Source organism: Sulfurospirillum sp. MES (assembly GCF_000789415.1).
Lineage (GTDB): Bacteria > Campylobacterota > Campylobacteria > Campylobacterales > Sulfurospirillaceae > Sulfurospirillum > Sulfurospirillum cavolei.
Genome location: NZ_JSEC01000009.1, coordinates 1 through 17,666 on the forward strand (window position 1 = coordinate 1; position 17,666 = coordinate 17,666).

Annotated in this window: 15 protein-coding genes; 8 read left to right on the forward strand and 7 right to left on the reverse strand. The window is 40.6% G+C overall.

The annotated features are described in order from the left end of the window. Positions 1 to 93: 93 nt before the first annotated feature. The 5 genes from OA34_RS10430 to cas6 are packed head-to-tail and all read right to left on the reverse strand — an operon-like array spanning position 94 to position 5,443. On the reverse strand, positions 94 to 1,218 hold the full coding sequence (locus OA34_RS10430; RefSeq protein ID WP_286682989.1) for a CRISPR-associated endonuclease Cas3'': 1,125 nt from the start codon (positions 1,216 to 1,218) through the stop codon (positions 94 to 96). Then, complete coding sequence (cas5, locus tag OA34_RS10435) at positions 1,181 to 1,930, reverse strand: CRISPR-associated protein Cas5 (RefSeq protein ID WP_039675095.1); 750 nt, start codon at positions 1,928 to 1,930, stop codon at positions 1,181 to 1,183. The genes OA34_RS10430 and cas5 overlap by 38 nt, the downstream gene beginning before the upstream one ends. Next, a complete protein-coding gene (cas7b, locus tag OA34_RS10440) occupies positions 1,931 to 2,911 on the reverse strand; it encodes a type I-B CRISPR-associated protein Cas7/Csh2 (RefSeq protein WP_286682990.1) in 981 nt (326 codons plus the stop codon). It abuts the gene before it with no gap. Next, positions 2,880 to 4,721: a hypothetical protein gene (locus OA34_RS10445; protein ID WP_039675097.1), complete on the reverse strand. Its 1,842-nt coding sequence runs from the start codon at positions 4,719 to 4,721 to the stop codon at positions 2,880 to 2,882. The genes cas7b and OA34_RS10445 overlap by 32 nt, the downstream gene beginning before the upstream one ends. Next, positions 4,718 to 5,443, reverse strand: a complete 726-nt coding sequence (gene cas6, locus OA34_RS10450) for a CRISPR-associated endoribonuclease Cas6 (RefSeq protein ID WP_039675099.1) — start codon at positions 5,441 to 5,443, stop codon at positions 4,718 to 4,720. The genes OA34_RS10445 and cas6 overlap by 4 nt, the downstream gene beginning before the upstream one ends. Before the next feature lie 117 nt (positions 5,444 to 5,560). On the opposite strand from cas6, the gene ybaK reads away from it, so the two are divergent. Continuing rightward, complete coding sequence (gene ybaK / locus OA34_RS10455; protein WP_039675100.1) at positions 5,561 to 6,040, forward strand: Cys-tRNA(Pro) deacylase; 480 nt, start codon at positions 5,561 to 5,563, stop codon at positions 6,038 to 6,040. On the opposite strand, the gene OA34_RS10460 is transcribed toward ybaK, so the two are convergent. Then, on the reverse strand, positions 6,030 to 6,434 hold the full coding sequence (locus OA34_RS10460; RefSeq protein WP_286682991.1) for a PAS domain-containing protein: 405 nt from the start codon (positions 6,432 to 6,434) through the stop codon (positions 6,030 to 6,032). The genes ybaK and OA34_RS10460 overlap by 11 nt on opposite strands. A 143-nt stretch (positions 6,435 to 6,577) precedes the next feature. Here OA34_RS10460 and OA34_RS10465 point away from each other — a divergent pair, with 143 nt between their 5' ends. Genes OA34_RS10465 through OA34_RS10480 form a run of 4 tightly spaced genes read left to right on the forward strand, consistent with a single transcriptional unit; the run spans position 6,578 to position 12,814 of the window. Continuing rightward, positions 6,578 to 7,633, forward strand: a complete 1,056-nt coding sequence (locus tag OA34_RS10465) for an FIST C-terminal domain-containing protein (protein WP_039675104.1) — start codon at positions 6,578 to 6,580, stop codon at positions 7,631 to 7,633. 56 nt (positions 7,634 to 7,689) lie between these two features. After that, positions 7,690 to 8,907 (forward strand): sensor histidine kinase, encoded by a 1,218-nt coding sequence (locus OA34_RS10470; protein WP_039675106.1) that lies wholly within the window; start codon positions 7,690 to 7,692, stop codon positions 8,905 to 8,907. 3 nt (positions 8,908 to 8,910) lie between these two features. Continuing rightward, entirely contained in the window at positions 8,911 to 11,094 is a 2,184-nt protein-coding gene (locus tag OA34_RS13770; protein WP_286682992.1) for a sensor histidine kinase, read from the forward strand. Then, positions 11,075 to 12,814, forward strand: coding sequence for an EAL domain-containing protein (locus OA34_RS10480; RefSeq protein WP_286682993.1), 1,740 nt, complete (start codon positions 11,075 to 11,077; stop codon positions 12,812 to 12,814). The genes OA34_RS13770 and OA34_RS10480 overlap by 20 nt, the downstream gene beginning before the upstream one ends. Here the strand turns inward: OA34_RS10480 and OA34_RS10485 are convergent. Continuing rightward, on the reverse strand, positions 12,795 to 13,493 hold the full coding sequence (locus OA34_RS10485; protein WP_039675108.1) for a response regulator transcription factor: 699 nt from the start codon (positions 13,491 to 13,493) through the stop codon (positions 12,795 to 12,797). The two genes, OA34_RS10480 and OA34_RS10485, sit on opposite strands and share 20 nt — an antisense overlap. Before the next feature lie 115 nt (positions 13,494 to 13,608). Here OA34_RS10485 and OA34_RS10490 point away from each other — a divergent pair, with 115 nt between their 5' ends. The 3 genes from OA34_RS10490 to OA34_RS10500 all read left to right on the forward strand — a co-directional run bounded on the left by OA34_RS10490 (position 13,609) and on the right by OA34_RS10500 (position 17,560). Continuing rightward, the gene (locus OA34_RS10490) at positions 13,609 to 14,895 is read left to right on the forward strand and encodes a hybrid sensor histidine kinase/response regulator (RefSeq protein WP_039675109.1); all 1,287 of its coding nucleotides are present in this window, start codon (positions 13,609 to 13,611) and stop codon (positions 14,893 to 14,895) included. Then, a complete protein-coding gene (locus OA34_RS10495; RefSeq protein WP_286682994.1) occupies positions 14,871 to 17,000 on the forward strand; it encodes a WD40 repeat domain-containing protein in 2,130 nt (709 codons plus the stop codon). The genes OA34_RS10490 and OA34_RS10495 overlap by 25 nt, the downstream gene beginning before the upstream one ends. A 65-nt stretch (positions 17,001 to 17,065) precedes the next feature. After that, the gene (locus tag OA34_RS10500) at positions 17,066 to 17,560 is read left to right on the forward strand and encodes a peptidylprolyl isomerase (protein WP_039675113.1); all 495 of its coding nucleotides are present in this window, start codon (positions 17,066 to 17,068) and stop codon (positions 17,558 to 17,560) included. Positions 17,561 to 17,666: the final 106 nt, after the last annotated feature.

The window sequence follows — 17,666 nt, forward strand, 5'->3', positions numbered from 1 at the left end:
GCTAATTGTATTGTTGAGTTTTTAAACTCTTGTGTATATTTCTGAGCTTTGTTGACCATATTATCAATCCTTCCTTATTATGTAGAAATCTTATCATTTCTGTGTCCTAATAAGTGTAGCCAGATCAAGGGAATGTTTTTCTAAAAAAACACGATTATCATTGCTATTGATTCCCATAAACTCTAGCAAATCTTTAAGAATGCTAGCATTTTGCTCTATCAAAGTAATGAAAGGTAAAAGATAAAAAACTTTTTGATAATTCTGTTCTTCTTTAAGTTGCATTGCCAGTTTGTATAGTAGTAGCGTTTTCCCCGCACCTGTTGGTAATTTGATAAAAAATACTTTATTCTTTATTATTTCATTACTGTTAAATTCATCCACAATATTTTGGTAAATTTTTTCTCTTACATTATCAAGCGGTGTTTTATCTCTTGTTTTAAAATACTCAGATTTAAAATCATCAACTTTACTTGAAATAATAGTGTGACTTTGGATTTTGTCCGCAATCCTATCTCTAAAAATAGCATCTTCTTTATCTGCATAAATAAGTAATGAGAATAGAAGCATAAAGATAAAAATATCGTTATTTTGATATTCATCTTTAAACCAAAAAAACTTCTCTAAATATTCAATTTCATCATGTGGAAAATTATTTATCAAGAAAGTTCCAAAATTTTCGATTATTCCATTGATACCTAAAAAATGATGATACATTGCATCTACTTCGGAGCTATTTTTTTTAACACCCTCAAAAATTTTGAGTACCTTATTGATTGCTTCTTTATCAACCGTTTGCATAGTTTCGGCATTGTCTAAATCTAAATGATGATAGCGAATCGCCATAAAAACGAAACTTGCGACTCTTTTATCAAAAGCAAACGACTCAATCGCTATAAAATAGCCAAAAAATGCAGAAATAAGACCATGCTCAGAAAGTTTTTTTTCTTTTTCTTCTTTGCCTTTAGTGAGACTTTCTAAAATTTTCTTTTGAAAATAAATAGATGATTTTCCAAAATCATGGCAAAACACGGTGATTTGAAGTAATTTTTCAAATTGTTCATGTGAAATTGACAACAAATCAAAGTTTATATCAAGCTCATCTAGTCGTTTTTTAGCTTTATTGTACGCTTCCCCAAGATGCACAATGAGCTTTCTGTTTGGCTCAGTGTGCGAAATGAGATTAAATGAATTGATAAAGTCGTCCGTCATTGTCTGCATAGAGTTTTTCTTCCAATTCATCTTTATTGGTAATTTTTAGACTATAATCTCCAACAAAACTAATCATCTCTTTGGTTATTGGTAAACTTCTATCGTCATTGAAAGATACAGGAATGAGTTCATTATAAAAAGCCACTGGTTTGTTGATAGTAAATTTTACCAAATGCTTGTCAAAAGAGGTGTAAAGGTTATCACTTATTTCTTTCGCCGATTCAACATTAATCAAATCTTCCCCATCTATTCTTGCAAAAAGCTGTTGCATCCCAAGATTTGGATTATAAACAAAAATCTTTTTTTGAAGTCTTTCAAAAAGTTTTTCTCTAATTGAAGAATCTCCTATCTTTAAAAATATCTCCCACTCGATATCTTTTATAAATTCATATCTCGTTGGACTTCGTTGCCCTCGATCAGGGGATGGATGACTGATAGGATTTTCTTCAAATGTAAACTTGCCATTTTTACCTTGCATAAGATTGATTCCAACCGTTTCTTTTTTGATTTTTGAGGTCAAAAGTCTTACAGCATAGCCAAATTTTTCAAAAGGAAGATTTTTTATATAATCTTCCTTACTCCATCCCATAATGGCTCCAATCAAGCCTAAAATAGCGGTTTTAGGTGGTATAACAAAAGATTGAGGCTGATTATTTGCAAAAGGTTTTTTAAACAGTGCATAATCACCACTGAGTTTAAATTTAATGACCTGTTTTTTCATTTACAGCTCTTTAATTTCTTTGCCTTTGATTGCAAAATATTGAACTTTTGATTTTAATATTTCATCAACACTCAAAAAGTTTTTTGCAAAAGAAAACTCGTCAATATAAATTTTAACCGTACTGATAAGCTCTTCAGAGCGATTCAAAAAATCACTCAATTTTGTAAAATCTAAGTCGTCTTTGATATCGTCAAACTGTCGATATTTGAACTTTTTTTCATCTTTTAGCGTAATAGAATACTCAATGTCAGGAATTTTATAATAGTCATCTTTGTATTCTATTTCTATCAAAAGTCTTGATTGTTGTCCTGTTTTAGAGCGTGTATTTTTAAGATTTATCTCATTCCAAAGGGCTATTTTCATTTTTTCTAAATCATTCTCATTAATGTTATTCTCTGTTCCAGTTGTAGGGTTAAAATAACCGATACAACTAAATAAGCCATAAGGCATAAAACTAAAAGTCGCCATCGAACCTTGTTCATTGCCATCTTTACTCACCATAATAGAGGTATTCTGAGTTGTAGGCAAAAACACTTTATTCAATGTTCTATTGAAAAGTTTGAATTGTACAGCACCAGTGGCTTGAGTGTTATATTCTGCTGATTTTTTACTGTTACCAGCGACAACAGTTCCAAATAATCGCACATCAATACACTTATTTTTTAAATCTTGCAAGTTATCAACATTCTCAGCTTTTGGAGATACCTCTGATGCTCTCATTCCTGTCGTTTTTTTGCCTGTTTTATCAGAATAAAAAACTTTATCACTAGTTTTAGTGAGCCATACCTCATCATTTTCATTATCATCAATAAAATCTCTAATGTATCGTTTAAGTCTCACATCCGAAACTAACGCCTGTTGTGTATCTTCATCATATCTTTGTTCACCCGTAAATGGGTCTCCGTTTGGGATACAATCTTTTGCATCATACAAAAATAAAAACTCTCTCTTATTCATTTTCTTCTCCTGTTGTTGTGTCATCTTCTGTTATCTCCTCTTCATTTGTTGGTGGGGTTGGGTCTTTGTCTGATTTTACATTGTTATAAAGTTCATTGCCTAAAAATAGCCCAAAGATAAACTCATCTTTGTTAAATCTTTTATCATCAAGTTTTAATAGTTCTTGGGTAGAAAGTTTTATATTTATACTTTGCAAGCCTTCAAATTCATGAAATTTTGTTTTAGCAAAAATTTCATTCATAAATATTTGTACCGAATTGAGGTTGTTTCGCTCAATTCGTTTACCTACAAATGCTAATGCTTTTTTATCATAATTATTAATAGACCAGCTAAGTATCTTGATGGCAAGTCCTATACAAGCCCCTATTTTCATTGATGATGAATCTTTGACCAAATTACAATTTTGTAAAAAATAGGTCAATTTTTCTTCGTAGCTTTTACCTACAAACGCCTCTTGTTTTTCTTGTTCATTCATTGTGCTTTCTCCTTTGTTGATTTTTGATATCCAGCATAAAAATATATAATGTTTTACAACATCACCACTATAGTATCTTTGCTTATCATCTTCTTTTTTACTAATTCCATATTGCATCTTTTCATTCAGAAACAACATCACTTGAGGAGCATCTATCTTATCATTCAATGCTATTTTTCTAAATAATGCTGTTCTCATTTTTCTGTAGCCATCTTTATAAAAAATATGATAAATATGTTGTTGCCAACTGTATTTATCAAGCTTTCTATTAAATTCTTGAGCATAAAATTCTTTATACTCTTTAAATAATTTTACATTTCGAATCAAAGTTGACGGTATAACATCTTTGATGTATTCCACTATATTATTACCCGTTTTAGTAGGCTCATTAAAATAAAAATTGAGTAATAATTCATTTCTATTTTGGAAAAATTTACTGACTAGATTAAGCAATCCATCAAAGTTGGATTGCGCTTCTTTGGTGTATTTTTGAAACTCCTTTAAAACTTCGTCATTTAAGCAAGAAGCCGTAATATAAGAGTTCAAACCCATAAAATAAAAACGGTTGTTACTTTCTAAAAAAGTTGTTCCAGTCATAAAATTGATATAGGCTTCTTTTGACAATACAAAAATATTTTTAGCATCAGTCAAATTGTATTTGACATTAATTTTGTCGGTTGAAAATGGATAGTAAAAACTTCCACTCGGATAGTAAAGCAAATCATTCTGCTGAGTAACATTACAGTTACCCATAGTATGTGCTTTCGTTTTACCTGCCCCTTGTTCAAGAATATTAGCCGTATTATAAAATTCAATAGACTGAAAGATCTCAAAGATAGTGTCATTGTCAATTTTAATATCACTTTTCACTTTAACGACAATCGCAATACTTTCATCTTTTCGCTCATTCTTTTCTTTGTCTTGATTAGCTCTATCCAATCCTACACTTGCCAATTCTAAAATAGAATTTAGATTATCAATTAAACAACTAGATTTTTTTTCTAAAAATACTTTTTTCTCCCTATATTTTTCATCTTTAATAAAAGCAATAATTTCTTTCTGTCCATCTTGGAATTTTTTAAGTAATTTTGCTTTGTCTGTTGTTAACTCTTTTTTTGTAACAATAAATGATGTCGGGAAAAAATATAAGGTACTTCCTTTTTTCCCTCTATGCACACCATACTCCAAATATTTTTCAATATCATTAGTGTATTGTATAGTTTCATTGGGGATAAAGGTAAAATCTTTTCCATCCCATTCCAGAATGATTTCCACATAAAATTTTGGCAAATCTTTAAATGTAAAAACAGAACCTAGTTTATTAGAAACTCTACCAATATCCACAATCTCTTTAATCATCTTATCCCCCTTCCAAGCATAAATCCACCGCCGTAACTATTCTTCTCCCCAACCCCACACGCTAATGCCACAAACGCCAATTTCTGGCTCACCTCATCTTCATTAGGCACGATCCTAAATTTATTCCCAAAAAATCGGATGGATTTGCCTTCTTTGGTGATGAGGATATTTTGGGGGACTTTGTTTTTGATTTCGATGAGCTGGATGAAATTTTGGTTTACATGTAAAGATTCTCCGAAGAAGCTTTGGTATTTTTTCTCTAAGTTTTCATGAAGTTGTTTTTGGAGTTGGACGATGTCGCCGCTTTCGTTCATGGTCCAGTATTTGCCGTTGCTTACCGAGACGATGACGGGGGTGGCACTGTAGAGTTCGGTGATGAAAAACTGTGAAATGGTTTTTTTATGGGCTTCGACGACAAGGAGATTTTCATTGTTGATGTTTTGGCGCAGCGTAGTTGAAAGTGTGTCGATGAGCGTTTCATCGAGGGAGCGAATGGTAAAGGGGTACGGTTCACCGCCTCGATAGGTTTTCTTTTGAATGTCCTCGTCTTTGGGTTTAAAGCCGCTAAAAACGTAGTATTTGAAGCCCTCTTTTTGGTGGACTTCGCCTTCTCCTTCTTGGTACATGCAAAAGCTGATGTATTTGGAAAGCAACTCAAAGCTACGCTCAAAAGCCATCTCTTTTTTTAGGTATGCGACGCATCTCAGTTCAAAATATCTCACACAAAATCCTTTTTTTTAAGATTAAATAATCTTACTACTATTTTATTACTTATTGGTAAAATATTTCAAATTGAAACGTTTTTTGCTACCATTTGTAAAAAACTTGAAAGAAAAAGAATGAACCTAAAAAAAACCAATGCGGCACGTTTTTTGGATACGCTGAAACTGCCTTATGAGATGAGTTCGTACGAAGTGGACGAAGAGGATTTGAGTGCGGTGCATGCGGCACAATCGCTTGGTGTTGCACCTGAATGTGTTTTTAAGACGTTAGTAGCGCGTGATGAAGCGAAGCGTATTGTAGTAGCGTGCATTCCCGCCGCTGAGGAGATCGACCTTAAAGCTTTGGCGAAGGTTGCAAACGCTAAGCGGTGTGAACTCGTGGCAGTCAAAGAGCTTTTAGGACTGACGGGCTACATCAGGGGTGGTTGTTCGCCGCTGGCGATGAAGAAACACTACCCGACGTTTATCGACGAGAGCATTCATCAGCATGAAAAAGTGTACGTCAGTGCGGGGCTTCGGGGCGTGCAACTGCATCTTGCCCCGTCCGTGCTGATTGAAGCGACCCAAGCCGTATGCGAGCCTTTGGTTAAAGCTTAGATTTTGCTTCCAACGCGCGCCTAAGATCGTCAATATCGGTATGCGTACCGAGGACGCGTAGGGGCGAACCCTCTTCATTGCGTGCGATAACGCCGCCTTGCGCTAATATCCAGGTATAGTGTCCGTCTTTGCAAAGCATGCGATGTTCGCAACGATAATGCACGATTTTGCCGCTAAACAATGCCGCCAATTCATTCAGGCATTGCGTAAAATCGTCCGGATGCACGCGAGAGCTCCATGCGTCTATCGTATCGTTGATTTCATCGGGCTGGTATCCGAGCATTTTTTTCCATTGGGGAGAGAAAAAAATTTCATTGGTTGCGATATTCCAATCCCATATTCCGTGACCGATAAAATCGATCATCTGAATGTTGTACTGTTTATATTCGCTCATGGTTTCGACCTTTTTTAAAACATTAACGCCATCATAACACGCCAACGTTGCAAACACGTTGCAAGCGATATGAGCCGATTGATACAACGCGTTTGTCACGCTAGATGGTGTACAATGACCGCATTAAAACTTTGGAGAGGATGATGTTTGAACAAATCTCTTTTTTCGAGAGTGCGGAAAAACTGCATACGAGTCTTACAAAAGGTCGCTATTTACTGCTCGTCGCCGATCAAACCGACATTGCGCCGTTGGCAACTTTGCCCGACGATATTGCCTTTGTCGGTGCCGTTTTTCCGCGCGTTATTTACCGACATCACACATACGATACGGGAATTATCGTCGCGAAAATGTCCGACTCGACCCTCTCGTGCATTGTCCCCATGGACAATACGACCCAACTCAAACTTCCCGAAGAGACCAACGCGGTCTTAACGTTTATCGACGGTTATTCGATTCATACCGATCGCTTTTTAGAAGTCCTCTATGCCCAATTACCCGAACAAGCACGCATTCTAGGCGCGGGCGCGGGTAAAATGACGCTCGATCCCGCATCGTATCTTCTTTTCGACAACACGCAACGCTACACCAACTACGCCATCGTCGTCGCTTCCAAGCAAAGTGTCGGTCTGGGGATCAAACACGGTTGGACGACCGTTATGGGTCCTTTTATTGCGACGCATTGTTCGGGGCATACGTTGGAAAAGATCAACTTTCAAGATGCCTATAGCGTGTACCGTTCCATCGTCGAAAAAATCAGCGACATTCCTTTCGATCAGACGCCTTTTTTCACGATCGCGCAACGCTTTCCTTTGGGCATCGTTCGTTATAACAAAGACTTTATTATAAGAGAACCCTTTTCGACAAACGGTCAGTCTTTAACGCTCAATGCACAAATCGACGCAAATTCGGTTATTTCCATCTTAGAAGGTAAAGCCGACGCCATTATCGAAGCGGCTCGCGAAGCGGCCGTTGCTTCCTTACATGTCAAAACACAAGCGCACAGCAACGCCTTACTGATAGACTGTATTTCACGCTATTTACTTCTTAAAGAGCGTTACGGCGAAGAGTTGGAAGCGATTACTTCCGTGTACGATAACGCGATTCCGTTGTGGGGCGTTTTAAGTTTAGGCGAAATTGCCAACGCCAATCAAGAAGGAATCGAGTTTTATAACAATACATGCGTCATAGGAACCCTTTAAGTGTTGTATGATTCTCATCAACAAACGTTAGACCGCGCATGTAAGTAGGAGAAACGATGCAATACCTCAACGAACAGCTGCTTTTGACGTTCGAATGCGTCAGTTCCATCGGAACGTCCTTAAACTTGGAAACGATGGTCGAGCGTTTTTTGCGTGTTTTTACGCGCAAAACCGGTGCGCTCGCATCGCTTTATTGGCAATACGTTTCCGAAGAAAAAGGCTACGTCGAACGCTGCTTTTTAGGCAAACAGGCGTTAAAACCGCTTTTTAAACGACCCGACGTGCAGAGCTCAAACGATCACATTAGCGTCCAAACGGAAGGACAAAATACTTTTTTATACGTCACGATCGATAACGACAGTATGGTTTTTCTCTTTTATTCCGATAAAAAAGACCTTGAACTGCTCTGTTCTATCGTCTCTTCGTTTCACTCCAAACTTGAAAATGCCGTGCGCGCGTGCAAAAATCACCACGATCTTTTAGCAATCAACCAAAATTTGGAACGCCGCATCGAAGAGGAAGTGGCTAAAAACCGTGAAAAAGACAAGCACATCTTGCAACAATCCCGTCTTGCGCAAATGGGCGAAATGATCAGCATGATCGCACACCAATGGCGTCAGCCTTTAGGCTCTATCTCCGCCGTCGCCGCATCGATCCGTCTTAAAGTTTCACTCAATCGCCTCGATACGAGCAGTGAAGAAGCCAAAGAGCAGTCTAAGGCGTTTTTGCTGGATTCGATGGGAAAAATCGAATCGTACGTGCAATTTCTAACTCACACGATCGATGATTTTCGCAATTTTTTCAAGCCCGACAAACAAAAAGAGCATGTAAGCCTCGCCCAACTCGTCAACCGTACGCTTGACATCATCGGCAAAGCGTTGGAGATCAACACCATCGCGATCAAAGTCGACGTCCAAAGTTCACACGAGATTTTGACGTATGCGAGCGAAGTGACGCAAGTCATTTTAAACGTTTTGAAAAATGCCGAAGATGTCATCAAAGAGCGTCACATCAAATATCCGCATATTTTTATCCACATCGAAGAGCAAGAAGAGTGGCACGTTTTAAGCATCGAAGACAATGCCGGAGGCATTCCCCCACACATTCTCCCGTATATTTTTGAACCCTATTTTTCGACCAAAAGCGAGAAAAACGGATCGGGATTGGGTCTTTACATGTCAAAAACCATCATCGAAGAACACTGCGGCGGTATGATCTATGCCGAAAATACCCCGATCGGGGCACGTTTTATCATCAAACTCAAAGAGGAATAATGCATGTTACGCCAAAGCTTATCGAAACTCATCCAAAAAGAGTACCTCAAATCCATTATTTTTCCTCTTCTTTTGATCGAAGCAATGCTTCTATGGGCCTACTTTTGGAGCAATGCGCATGTGAGCGAAAGCACGCAAAAAGCCTTGATCGAAGAGACGAAGATTCATATCAAAGAGATTAGCAGTCGTTCCGCCGAAATCGTTAACGTTACGTTTAAGGACGTCTCGCATATGACGGCACTCTTTGCTCAAGAACATGAAACGTTTTTTGCCCGATTTGATCCTCAACATGTCGGCATTAAAAGCCACAATTATCAGCAATTGGAAAACGGCGTCATCACCAATACGCAACAAACGCCAAACGCATGTACGCTTTTTTACTCCAACGTCAAGCAAACATCGCCGTATCGTCTTGAAAAAGCAATCGCAACCGAAGAACTTGACGGCTTTTACAACACAATGCTTCAAAGCAATCCGAATATCGCACAGGTCTATTTTAACAGTCACGATTCGATGAACCGCCTTTGCCCTTTTATGCCCGACGCACTCAATCAGTACGCACACGACATTGATATTCCTAAGTACAATTTTTATTTTCTTGCCGACGAAAAGCATAACCCTCAGAAAAAGATCGTCTGGACGGACGCTTACCTCGATCCGGCGGGTCTTGGTTGGATGATTAGCGCGATTGCACCCGTGTACAAAGGCGACTTTTTAGAAGGCGTCGTAGGCGTCGACATTACGATCGATCAGCTGATTTCCAATATTCTCTCCCTTCGCCTTCCCTATCGTTCCATGAGCCTTTTAGTCGACGAACACGGTTACATGTTAGGTATGAGCCAAGCTTTGGAGTCTTATTTGGGGATTCACGAGCTGACTTCCCACGCCTATGATGCACCCGTAGAAAATACGATTTCAAAGCCGAAAGATTTTAACCTTTTCGACAATAAAACCAACGCCCTAGCTTCGTTTCTCACAAAAATGGTCAAAGAAAACACTCCTTTGGACGAATTTCGCTATGCCGACACCGATTTTTTGATCACGCAAAACTTCATTTCGCAAACGGGTTGGAAGCTTGTTTTACTTTTGGATAAGGACTCTTTGTTAAAAAGAGGCAAAGACCTGAAAGCAAAAACCGACTTCATCGGTTATATCGCACTTGGTTTTATGGCGTTGTTTTACTTGGTCTTTTTATTTATTCTCATTAGCCGAGCCCAACGCTTTTCCTCGCAAATCTTAACCCCGCTTCACGAACTCATTCAAGCGACCCGAAGCCTCAAAGACAAGCTTGTTACGACCAAACTTCCGCATTCGGACATTATCGAGCTGAACACCCTTTTGGACAACTTTTCGGCGATGAGTCACGAGCTGCAAAACTTGTACGATTCGATGGATAAAAAAATCAAAGAGGGCATCTTGGAAAATATGGAAACTCAAAAGATGATGATCTATCAATCCCGTCTTGCGCAAATGGGCGAAATGATCAGTATGATCGCACACCAATGGCGACAACCTTTGGGCGCAATTTCAACGGTCACGGCAAGCATCAAACTCAAGCAAAGCCTCAAAAAATTTGACCTTACGACCTCGGAAGGACGCGTCGCGCAAGACGAATTTTTAACGACGGCCATCGACAAGATCGAAAATTACATCCACTTTTTGACCAATACGATCGACGATTTTCGTAACTTTTTCAAACCCGACCAACGTCACGAAAAAAGCTCTTTGGCGCACATTATCGAAAAAACGCTTCGCATTATCGGGAAAAGCCTTGACGTTCACAAAATTGCCGTAGAGATCGACAACCGTTCGACACGCGAATTTATCACGTACGAAGCGCAAGTAACGCAAGTGCTCATTAATATCTTAAAAAACGCCCAAGACGTGCTTCTTGACAAAAAAATAGAAAATGCTACGATACGCTTGAACGCTTACGAAGAGAAGGAATTTTTTGTCATCGAGATCGAAGATAACGCCGGAGGTATCCCCGAGGCGATTATTTCCAAAGTGTTCGATCCCTACTTTTCGACCAAAGCGGAAAAAAACGGCACTGGGCTTGGACTTTACATGTCAAAAACGATTATCGAAGAGCATTGTCACGGCATTTTAAGCGTCTGCAATACCAAACGCGGAGCAAAATTCAGCGTGAAAATTCGGGGAGAATACGATGTCCGTAGCGATCAATGAGCTTTTAACGCTGACGTCTCATTTACGCGTTTTATACGTCGAAGACGATGCAATATTACGTGAAAACACCGTCGCGCTTTTAAGCGATCTGTTCGCCTCAATCGACGAAGCAAGTGACGGACAAGAAGCATACGCGCGCTATCAAGAAGAACCCGACGTGTACGACATTTTAATTACCGATTTGAATATGCCGCATATGAACGGCATGGAACTCATCAAACGCATTCAAGAGATCAACCCATTTCAGCTGATCGTCGTCGTCTCGGCACACAACGAAACCGAATATTTTTTAGAGAGTATCCGTAACAACGTCAACGGCTATATCCTAAAACCGATCGATTTTGAACAGCTTTTAGAAACGCTTTACAAAGTCTCGTTACTCATCAAAGAGCGCAAAGACAACATTCAAAATAAAGAAAAACTCGAAGCCTTGCTCCAAGAACAACACCAAAAGCTGGAGCAAAACGATCAAATCGTACATGAATTTTTAACGCTCGACAAGGTGACGAAACTCCAAAACGCCACGATGCTCTACACGTTTTTGGACCGTTTTTTACAAGACCACGCACTCACCGTTATGCTTTACAATATCGATGATTTTAGCTTTATCAATCAAACTTACGGCGTCGATTTTGCGGACGAAGTTTTGTACAAAGTCGGTGAATTTCTGCGCTATAACCTCGCAAAAGACGTTCATCTGTATCGCTACAATTCCGACGAATTCGTCATTCTCTTCGACCCCGATCTACTCAGCCCCGAGCTTTTTGCGATTCAGATTCAAACTTTTTTTAGAGAAACACCCGTCGGAGAGATGAACAATCGTCCGATCTACGTGACGCTCTCGTGCGGTATCGCAACGTCTCGGAACCCAGCATTGTTGCTCTCCAACGCGCGTATCGCCTTGCGCGAAGCTAAGATGCGCGGTATTCCGAGCCAGTACAACGTCTATAACGCAAGCGATCCTTTCTTAAAACGCTCCGAAGTCGAAACGACGTGGATTCAAAAGTTTCGCTTAGCCTTAGAAGAAGACCGCGTTATTCCCTATTTTCAACCTATTATCGACAACCAAACAGAAAAAATCGCCAAATACGAATGTCTCGCCCGCATCGAGGACGACGGAGAGGTTATTTCGCCTTCGCACTTTTTGGAAGCGGCGCGAAGAAGCGGTTTGATGAGCAACCTAACCCGTATGATGATTAACAAATCGTTCAAAAGTTTCGCGGATCAAAACATCGAATTTTCGCTGAACATCACCAACGAAGATTTACTCGACGACACGTTCATCGACTTCTTACATGTCAAGCAAGCCCAATACCGCATCGACCCGCATTGCGTCATTTTCGAAATTTTGGAAGACATTATTTTAAGCGACCTGAACAAAATGCCGCTCAAGAACCTTCACGTCCTCAAAGCCATGGGATACCGTTTGGCGTTAGACGATTTCGGAAGCGACCGCTCAAACCTCAACCGTTTGGACAATATCGGCGTTCAATTTCTCAAAATAGACGGACAGTTTATTTTAGGCATCGACCAAAATGCGCGCAATCAAAATATCGTCGAAACGATTACCGCGATGGCACATAAGATGAACGTTCAAGTGATTGCGGAGTTCGTATCCACGCGTGAGGAATACGAAACAATCAAGCGTTTGGGCGTGGACTTTTCGCAAGGCTTCTTTTTCGAAGCTCCGGCACATTTTCCTAAGCCGTCTTCGTGTTGAGTTTATAGCCTCTGTTTTTCAAGTTGACGATCGAGTTTTCATACCCGAGTTTGTCGCGTAAACGCTTGACCAAAGCGCGAAGCGTGGAACTGTTGACCTCTTCGCTTTGCCAAACGACATGGGCGATCTGCTCATTGCGTACAAACGTATCGGCATGCTTGACCAAAATATAAAGCAACGCCTCTTCTTTTGCGGTTAGCGTCTCCAAAATATCGTTGACATGTAAGGTGCGTTCGTTCATCGAAAAAACGACGTCTGGGTGTAACACGACAAGGTCGCTCGTCGGAACGCTTTGAGGTTTTTGCGCGCAAAGATGGGCGGTAACTTTGATCATCGTATTGATTAAATGTTGCGAATCGAAAGGCTTCGTCAAAAAACTAAAAATCCCCAAATCGATACTTTTTAGAAAATAATCGGTCTCTTTGTATGCCGAGATGACGATCACCGTTTGCGTAGGATTTTTCTTTTTAATCTTTTCAATCAAATGAAGCCCGTTTTGTTGGGGAAGCTGAATATCGGTAATGACCAAATCGTACGTGCGGGTTAAGTAACGTGCGTAAGCGTCTTCCGCCGAAGCAAAAGCATCGATCGTATCGAAGAAATCTCCTAAAAAAAGGCACAATTCCTCATTAAGCGCGGTATCGTCTTCAACGAGGAGTAACGACAGTGAATGACGCACGATGTTCCCTTTAGGCAATTTTTGGGAGTAATTTTGGGTTAGTATAGCAAAAAATACAACTCAAATACAACGCTTACGTTATATAATAGTCCCATAAAACGATGCGGAGAGCTTTATGGAAAATGCGATTGATCAACTCATTGCTTGGAGCAAGGATCTGGATGTTTTGTATGTCGAAGACGACGTTGCCTTGCGCGAAGAAGTTAGCCTCTTTTTAAGCGACATCTTCAGCCGAGTCGATTTGGCGAGTAACGGCGAAGAAGGATTGCAAAAGCTCGCAAAAAACCGATACCATTTAGTCATTACCGACATTCGTATGCCCGTAATGGACGGCATCGAAATGATCGAGAAGATCAAAGAGCTTTATCCCGAACAACCCGTTTTAGTGACCTCCGCACACAACGAAATCGATTACCTCGTGAAACTCATCAATCTCGGAGTCGATAATTTTATTACCAAGCCGCTGCAAAGCGAGCAAATTTTCAAAGTTTTGCACAAAATCGTCGAGCATATACACCATAAAAAGGAGTTACGGAAAATCGAACACGATTTACGCGAAGCTCACGCCCAGTTAGAAAAACTGACCCAAATGCAATCGCGCTCTTTGGATTTGAAAAATGCCGTTTTAAAAGCCTACAAAGAAGCCCTCGATAAAGCGACCATCGTCTCTACAACCGATAAATTCGGCGTTATTACCGACGTTAACGAAAACTTCTGCAAAGCTACGGGCTATAGTAAAGAAGAGATCGTCGGTAAAACGCACCAACTCATAGCTCACCCATCAACCGATAAAAAAACGTATACCGATCTATGGAAAACGATCCTAGCTAAACAAACGTGGCAAGGGCTGCTCATCAACCAAACGCGCACGCTTTCGCCGTTGTATCATTACACGACCGTCGTTCCCATTTTAGATGCTAAAGGCAACATTATCGAATTTATCGGGATTATTCAAGATTTGACCGAACTGCATCGCATTCAAGAAGCAAAAAACCAAGCTTCTTTGGATATTGCCTTAAGCCTCAAAGAAGACGAATTTTTAAAACAACTGCCTTTTGCCGCGGCGATGTTGGACGAAACATTTCGATGCGAACGTTACAACGCCTCTTTCGAAACGCTGGCAATGAACCACGTCAAAGAAGAGACTTTCGTCAAGTTGACGCAAAAAAATCTTTTTCTCAAAGAACTCGTCTATTTTGAAGAAATGGACTATTTTCAAACCCTATCCGACATCTTCGATAAGTTTCCCTACGAAGGAGACATCACGTTCAAAGGAACGATCCAAACGATCGATCATATGCAAGAAGTTCTCGTCAAAATTACGCCTTATGCGACGCATTATCTTATCAGCGTCATTCCCCAAGAGGATTTTGAACTATGCTGCCAAGTTCTAGGGAGATAATTTTACACAGCGCCGTTTCGCGTATGCATTTGGCGCAAGACGACATGTCGCTTCAACTCATCGATAACGACTGCCGCCTGCACAAAATCGATCTCGAATCGCTTAAGATCACGAAAAGTACGTCCTTATCGCATCTTTACGAACACGATCTTTTCGATTATTACCGTCGTCCGTTTGCGATTACGCAGCACTTAGCCTACATCTCTTTCTCACAAAAAGGGGTAGAGCACCTCGTCGAAGTAGATTCGAAAATTTTGCCGATTTTTACGTTTTCGTACAATAAAAACGAACAGATCAGCAAAGCGGCATTTAGCGAAAACGGCAACTATCTGATCACCGGTAACGAACACGGACGCGCTTACGTCGTCTCGACCTTGGACGGAAGTTTACAGGCCGATTTACCGATCAGCAGCGACGTCATCAGCGCGGTGGAAGTTTCCGAAACCTATCGGCTAGCGGCACGCGCTTCGTTTACCAAAGAGTTGGTCGTGTACAAACTCAACACGCGCAGCGTCATTTTCGAACAAAAGCTCGATGCCGTCATCGAAATGATGCTTTTTTTAGACGATCGCTATCTTTTGGCGATTACCCGTAATTCCAAACTGCTCAAAATTGACCTTTACCTACAAAAAATCGAAAAAGAAGTGCTCCTCGATACGGTCTTGTGGCCTTGCGTCTTCATTCTTTCGCACAGTCAAAAATTTCTCTACGTCGGCACGCGCGAGTCGGTTCTTTTTGCGATTCACGTTAAAACCTTGGAAATTTTATACCATGTCAATCTTCCCTACCAAGGCATTACGACGCTTGCTCGCAGTAAAAAGTATTTTATCATCGGCTTCAAAACGGGCGAAGTCGTTTTTTACAACCACCGCGAATTTGAAACGGAGTTTATCAACCACATTCGTTTGCGCCAAATCAAAGAAGCTTCCTTGCTTTTCAATAAAAATATCTTTTTGATGACGCATCGCGAAACCAAAAAAATCTACGAGTTTTGGGAAGAAGAGAAAAAAACGATTATGGAGCTTTTGGCGCGCGGCGAAATCGAAGGAGCGCAAAAAATAGCCGAACCTTACCTTTTCCATCCCAAATGCAAGCTGGAATTTACCGATCTTTCCCTCCTTCAACCCGATCTGATGAGCTTACACCGTTATATCCGCAGTTTTCATTTTGCACTGGCCTATCAGTTGGTCAAACTAAAACCCGCACTGAAAAAAAGTTCTTTATATGCCACGATGGAAGCACTATGGACGAAAAGTTTCCAAAAAGCGCAAATTTTACTTGCACGAGAGCCTATCCATAACAAAGAGAGTGCCAAAGAGGCGTTGCATCTTTTTGAGGACGTCGAAGAGAAGCAATCCATCATCGAAAATATGCTCAAACGTTCCGGTATTTTTACGCTCGCCGAAAATGCCGCCAAAGAGAAAAATTTTGCTTTTTACTTTAAGCTGGTCGCGCAAAATCTCTTTTTAGAGTATACGCCGCTGTATCAAAAAGTGCTGCAAATCGCCGAACGCTTGCAACACGAAATCAACGTCTCGTTGGAAAACCGTTTTTTTGATCAAGCCCTGACCTTAGCCGATATTTTGCACCAATTTAGTCCCTATCGTCATCAAGCCAATCGCCTCAAAGAGGTTTCAAAAGCATTGATGATTCTCGAAGACCACCTTGAACATCATCGCCTTTTTGAAGCCGTTAAGCTTCAAGAACAATACCGTTTACAGACCAATTATACGCCGATCGTTACACTGGAGCAACTCAAAATCGCCTTCCAAGAAGAGCAAAACCGATTGCTTAGTACCAAACACTACGGTGCCGTTTATGCCAATATCTTGCCGTATATGAGCCTCACGGTCTGTCGGCAAAACGTCGCCAATATCATGCGTCAATACTACATGTCGCAACTCGAAGACGCGATCGCAAACACGAGCTCTTCAATCGACTGGGAAAAGACGTTTTTGGAGTATTGTCGTTTTTTCCCGACGGATAAAATTTTGGTCGAATTTGCAAAACGTCACGGTAAAATGGAGGTTTTACAACGCATATCCGCGATTGCGCGAACCGAAGAATCGCCGCAATATCCAAAGACGATCGTGTGTAGCGCATAAGCATATCAGAGCATAAATTTGTTATAATAAATCTTTACATAATCTTACTTCATTAAAGGACACCTATGTCGGGACTTAAAACCTACGACTACACGCAAGAACAACGCGCGGCATTTGCTTACGCGATTATTACGACCGAAAAAGGGAAAATCGTGTTAAAGCTCAATGCGGAAGAGACGCCCAACACCGTCGCCAATTTTGCGACGCTCGCCAACGATAAATTTTACGACGGACTTACGTTTCATCGCGTCATTAAAAACTTTATGGCACAAGGCGGTTGCCCTAACGGTCGCGGTACGGGCGGTCCTGGTTGGTCTATTGCCTGCGAGTGTAAAGGACAAAAAAGTAAACACAAGCGAGGTGTCATCTCGATGGCACATGCAGGTCCAAACACCGGCGGTAGTCAGTTTTTTATCTGCTTCGTCGACTGCCCACATCTTGATGGCGTGCACACGGTCTTCGGCGGGATCGAAAAAGACGACAAAGAGAGTTTTAAAACGCTCGACAGTATCGCACAAAACGATAAAATCGTCTCAATCGAAATCAAAGAGAAGCTCTAACTCTTTCGACATGTAAGTTTTGAAAGCTTACATGTCATCTTCCAACGGCGTTGCGTTCGCATCACCCGTATTTCGTATCGTCACGCTGTTTCGCTTGACTCAAAGC

Coding starts and splice junctions, on each gene's coding strand:
- OA34_RS10430 (WP_286682989.1), bottom strand. CDS start 1,218: ATGCAGACAATGACGGACGACTTTATCAATTCATTTAATCTCATTTCG.
- cas5 (WP_039675095.1), bottom strand. CDS start 1,930: ATGAAAAAACAGGTCATTAAATTTAAACTCAGTGGTGATTATGCACTG.
- cas7b (WP_286682990.1), bottom strand. CDS start 2,911: ATGACACAACAACAGGAGAAGAAAATGAATAAGAGAGAGTTTTTATTT.
- OA34_RS10445 (WP_039675097.1), bottom strand. CDS start 4,721: ATGATTAAAGAGATTGTGGATATTGGTAGAGTTTCTAATAAACTAGGT.
- ybaK (WP_039675100.1), top strand. CDS start 5,561: ATGAACCTAAAAAAAACCAATGCGGCACGTTTTTTGGATACGCTGAAA.
- OA34_RS10460 (WP_286682991.1), bottom strand. CDS start 6,434: ATGAGCGAATATAAACAGTACAACATTCAGATGATCGATTTTATCGGT.
- OA34_RS10465 (WP_039675104.1), top strand. CDS start 6,578: ATGTTTGAACAAATCTCTTTTTTCGAGAGTGCGGAAAAACTGCATACG.
- OA34_RS10470 (WP_039675106.1), top strand. CDS start 7,690: ATGCAATACCTCAACGAACAGCTGCTTTTGACGTTCGAATGCGTCAGT.
- OA34_RS13770 (WP_286682992.1), top strand. CDS start 8,911: ATGTTACGCCAAAGCTTATCGAAACTCATCCAAAAAGAGTACCTCAAA.
- OA34_RS10480 (WP_286682993.1), top strand. CDS start 11,075: ATGTCCGTAGCGATCAATGAGCTTTTAACGCTGACGTCTCATTTACGC.
- OA34_RS10490 (WP_039675109.1), top strand. CDS start 13,609: ATGGAAAATGCGATTGATCAACTCATTGCTTGGAGCAAGGATCTGGAT.
- OA34_RS10495 (WP_286682994.1), top strand. CDS start 14,871: ATGCTGCCAAGTTCTAGGGAGATAATTTTACACAGCGCCGTTTCGCGT.
- OA34_RS10500 (WP_039675113.1), top strand. CDS start 17,066: ATGTCGGGACTTAAAACCTACGACTACACGCAAGAACAACGCGCGGCA.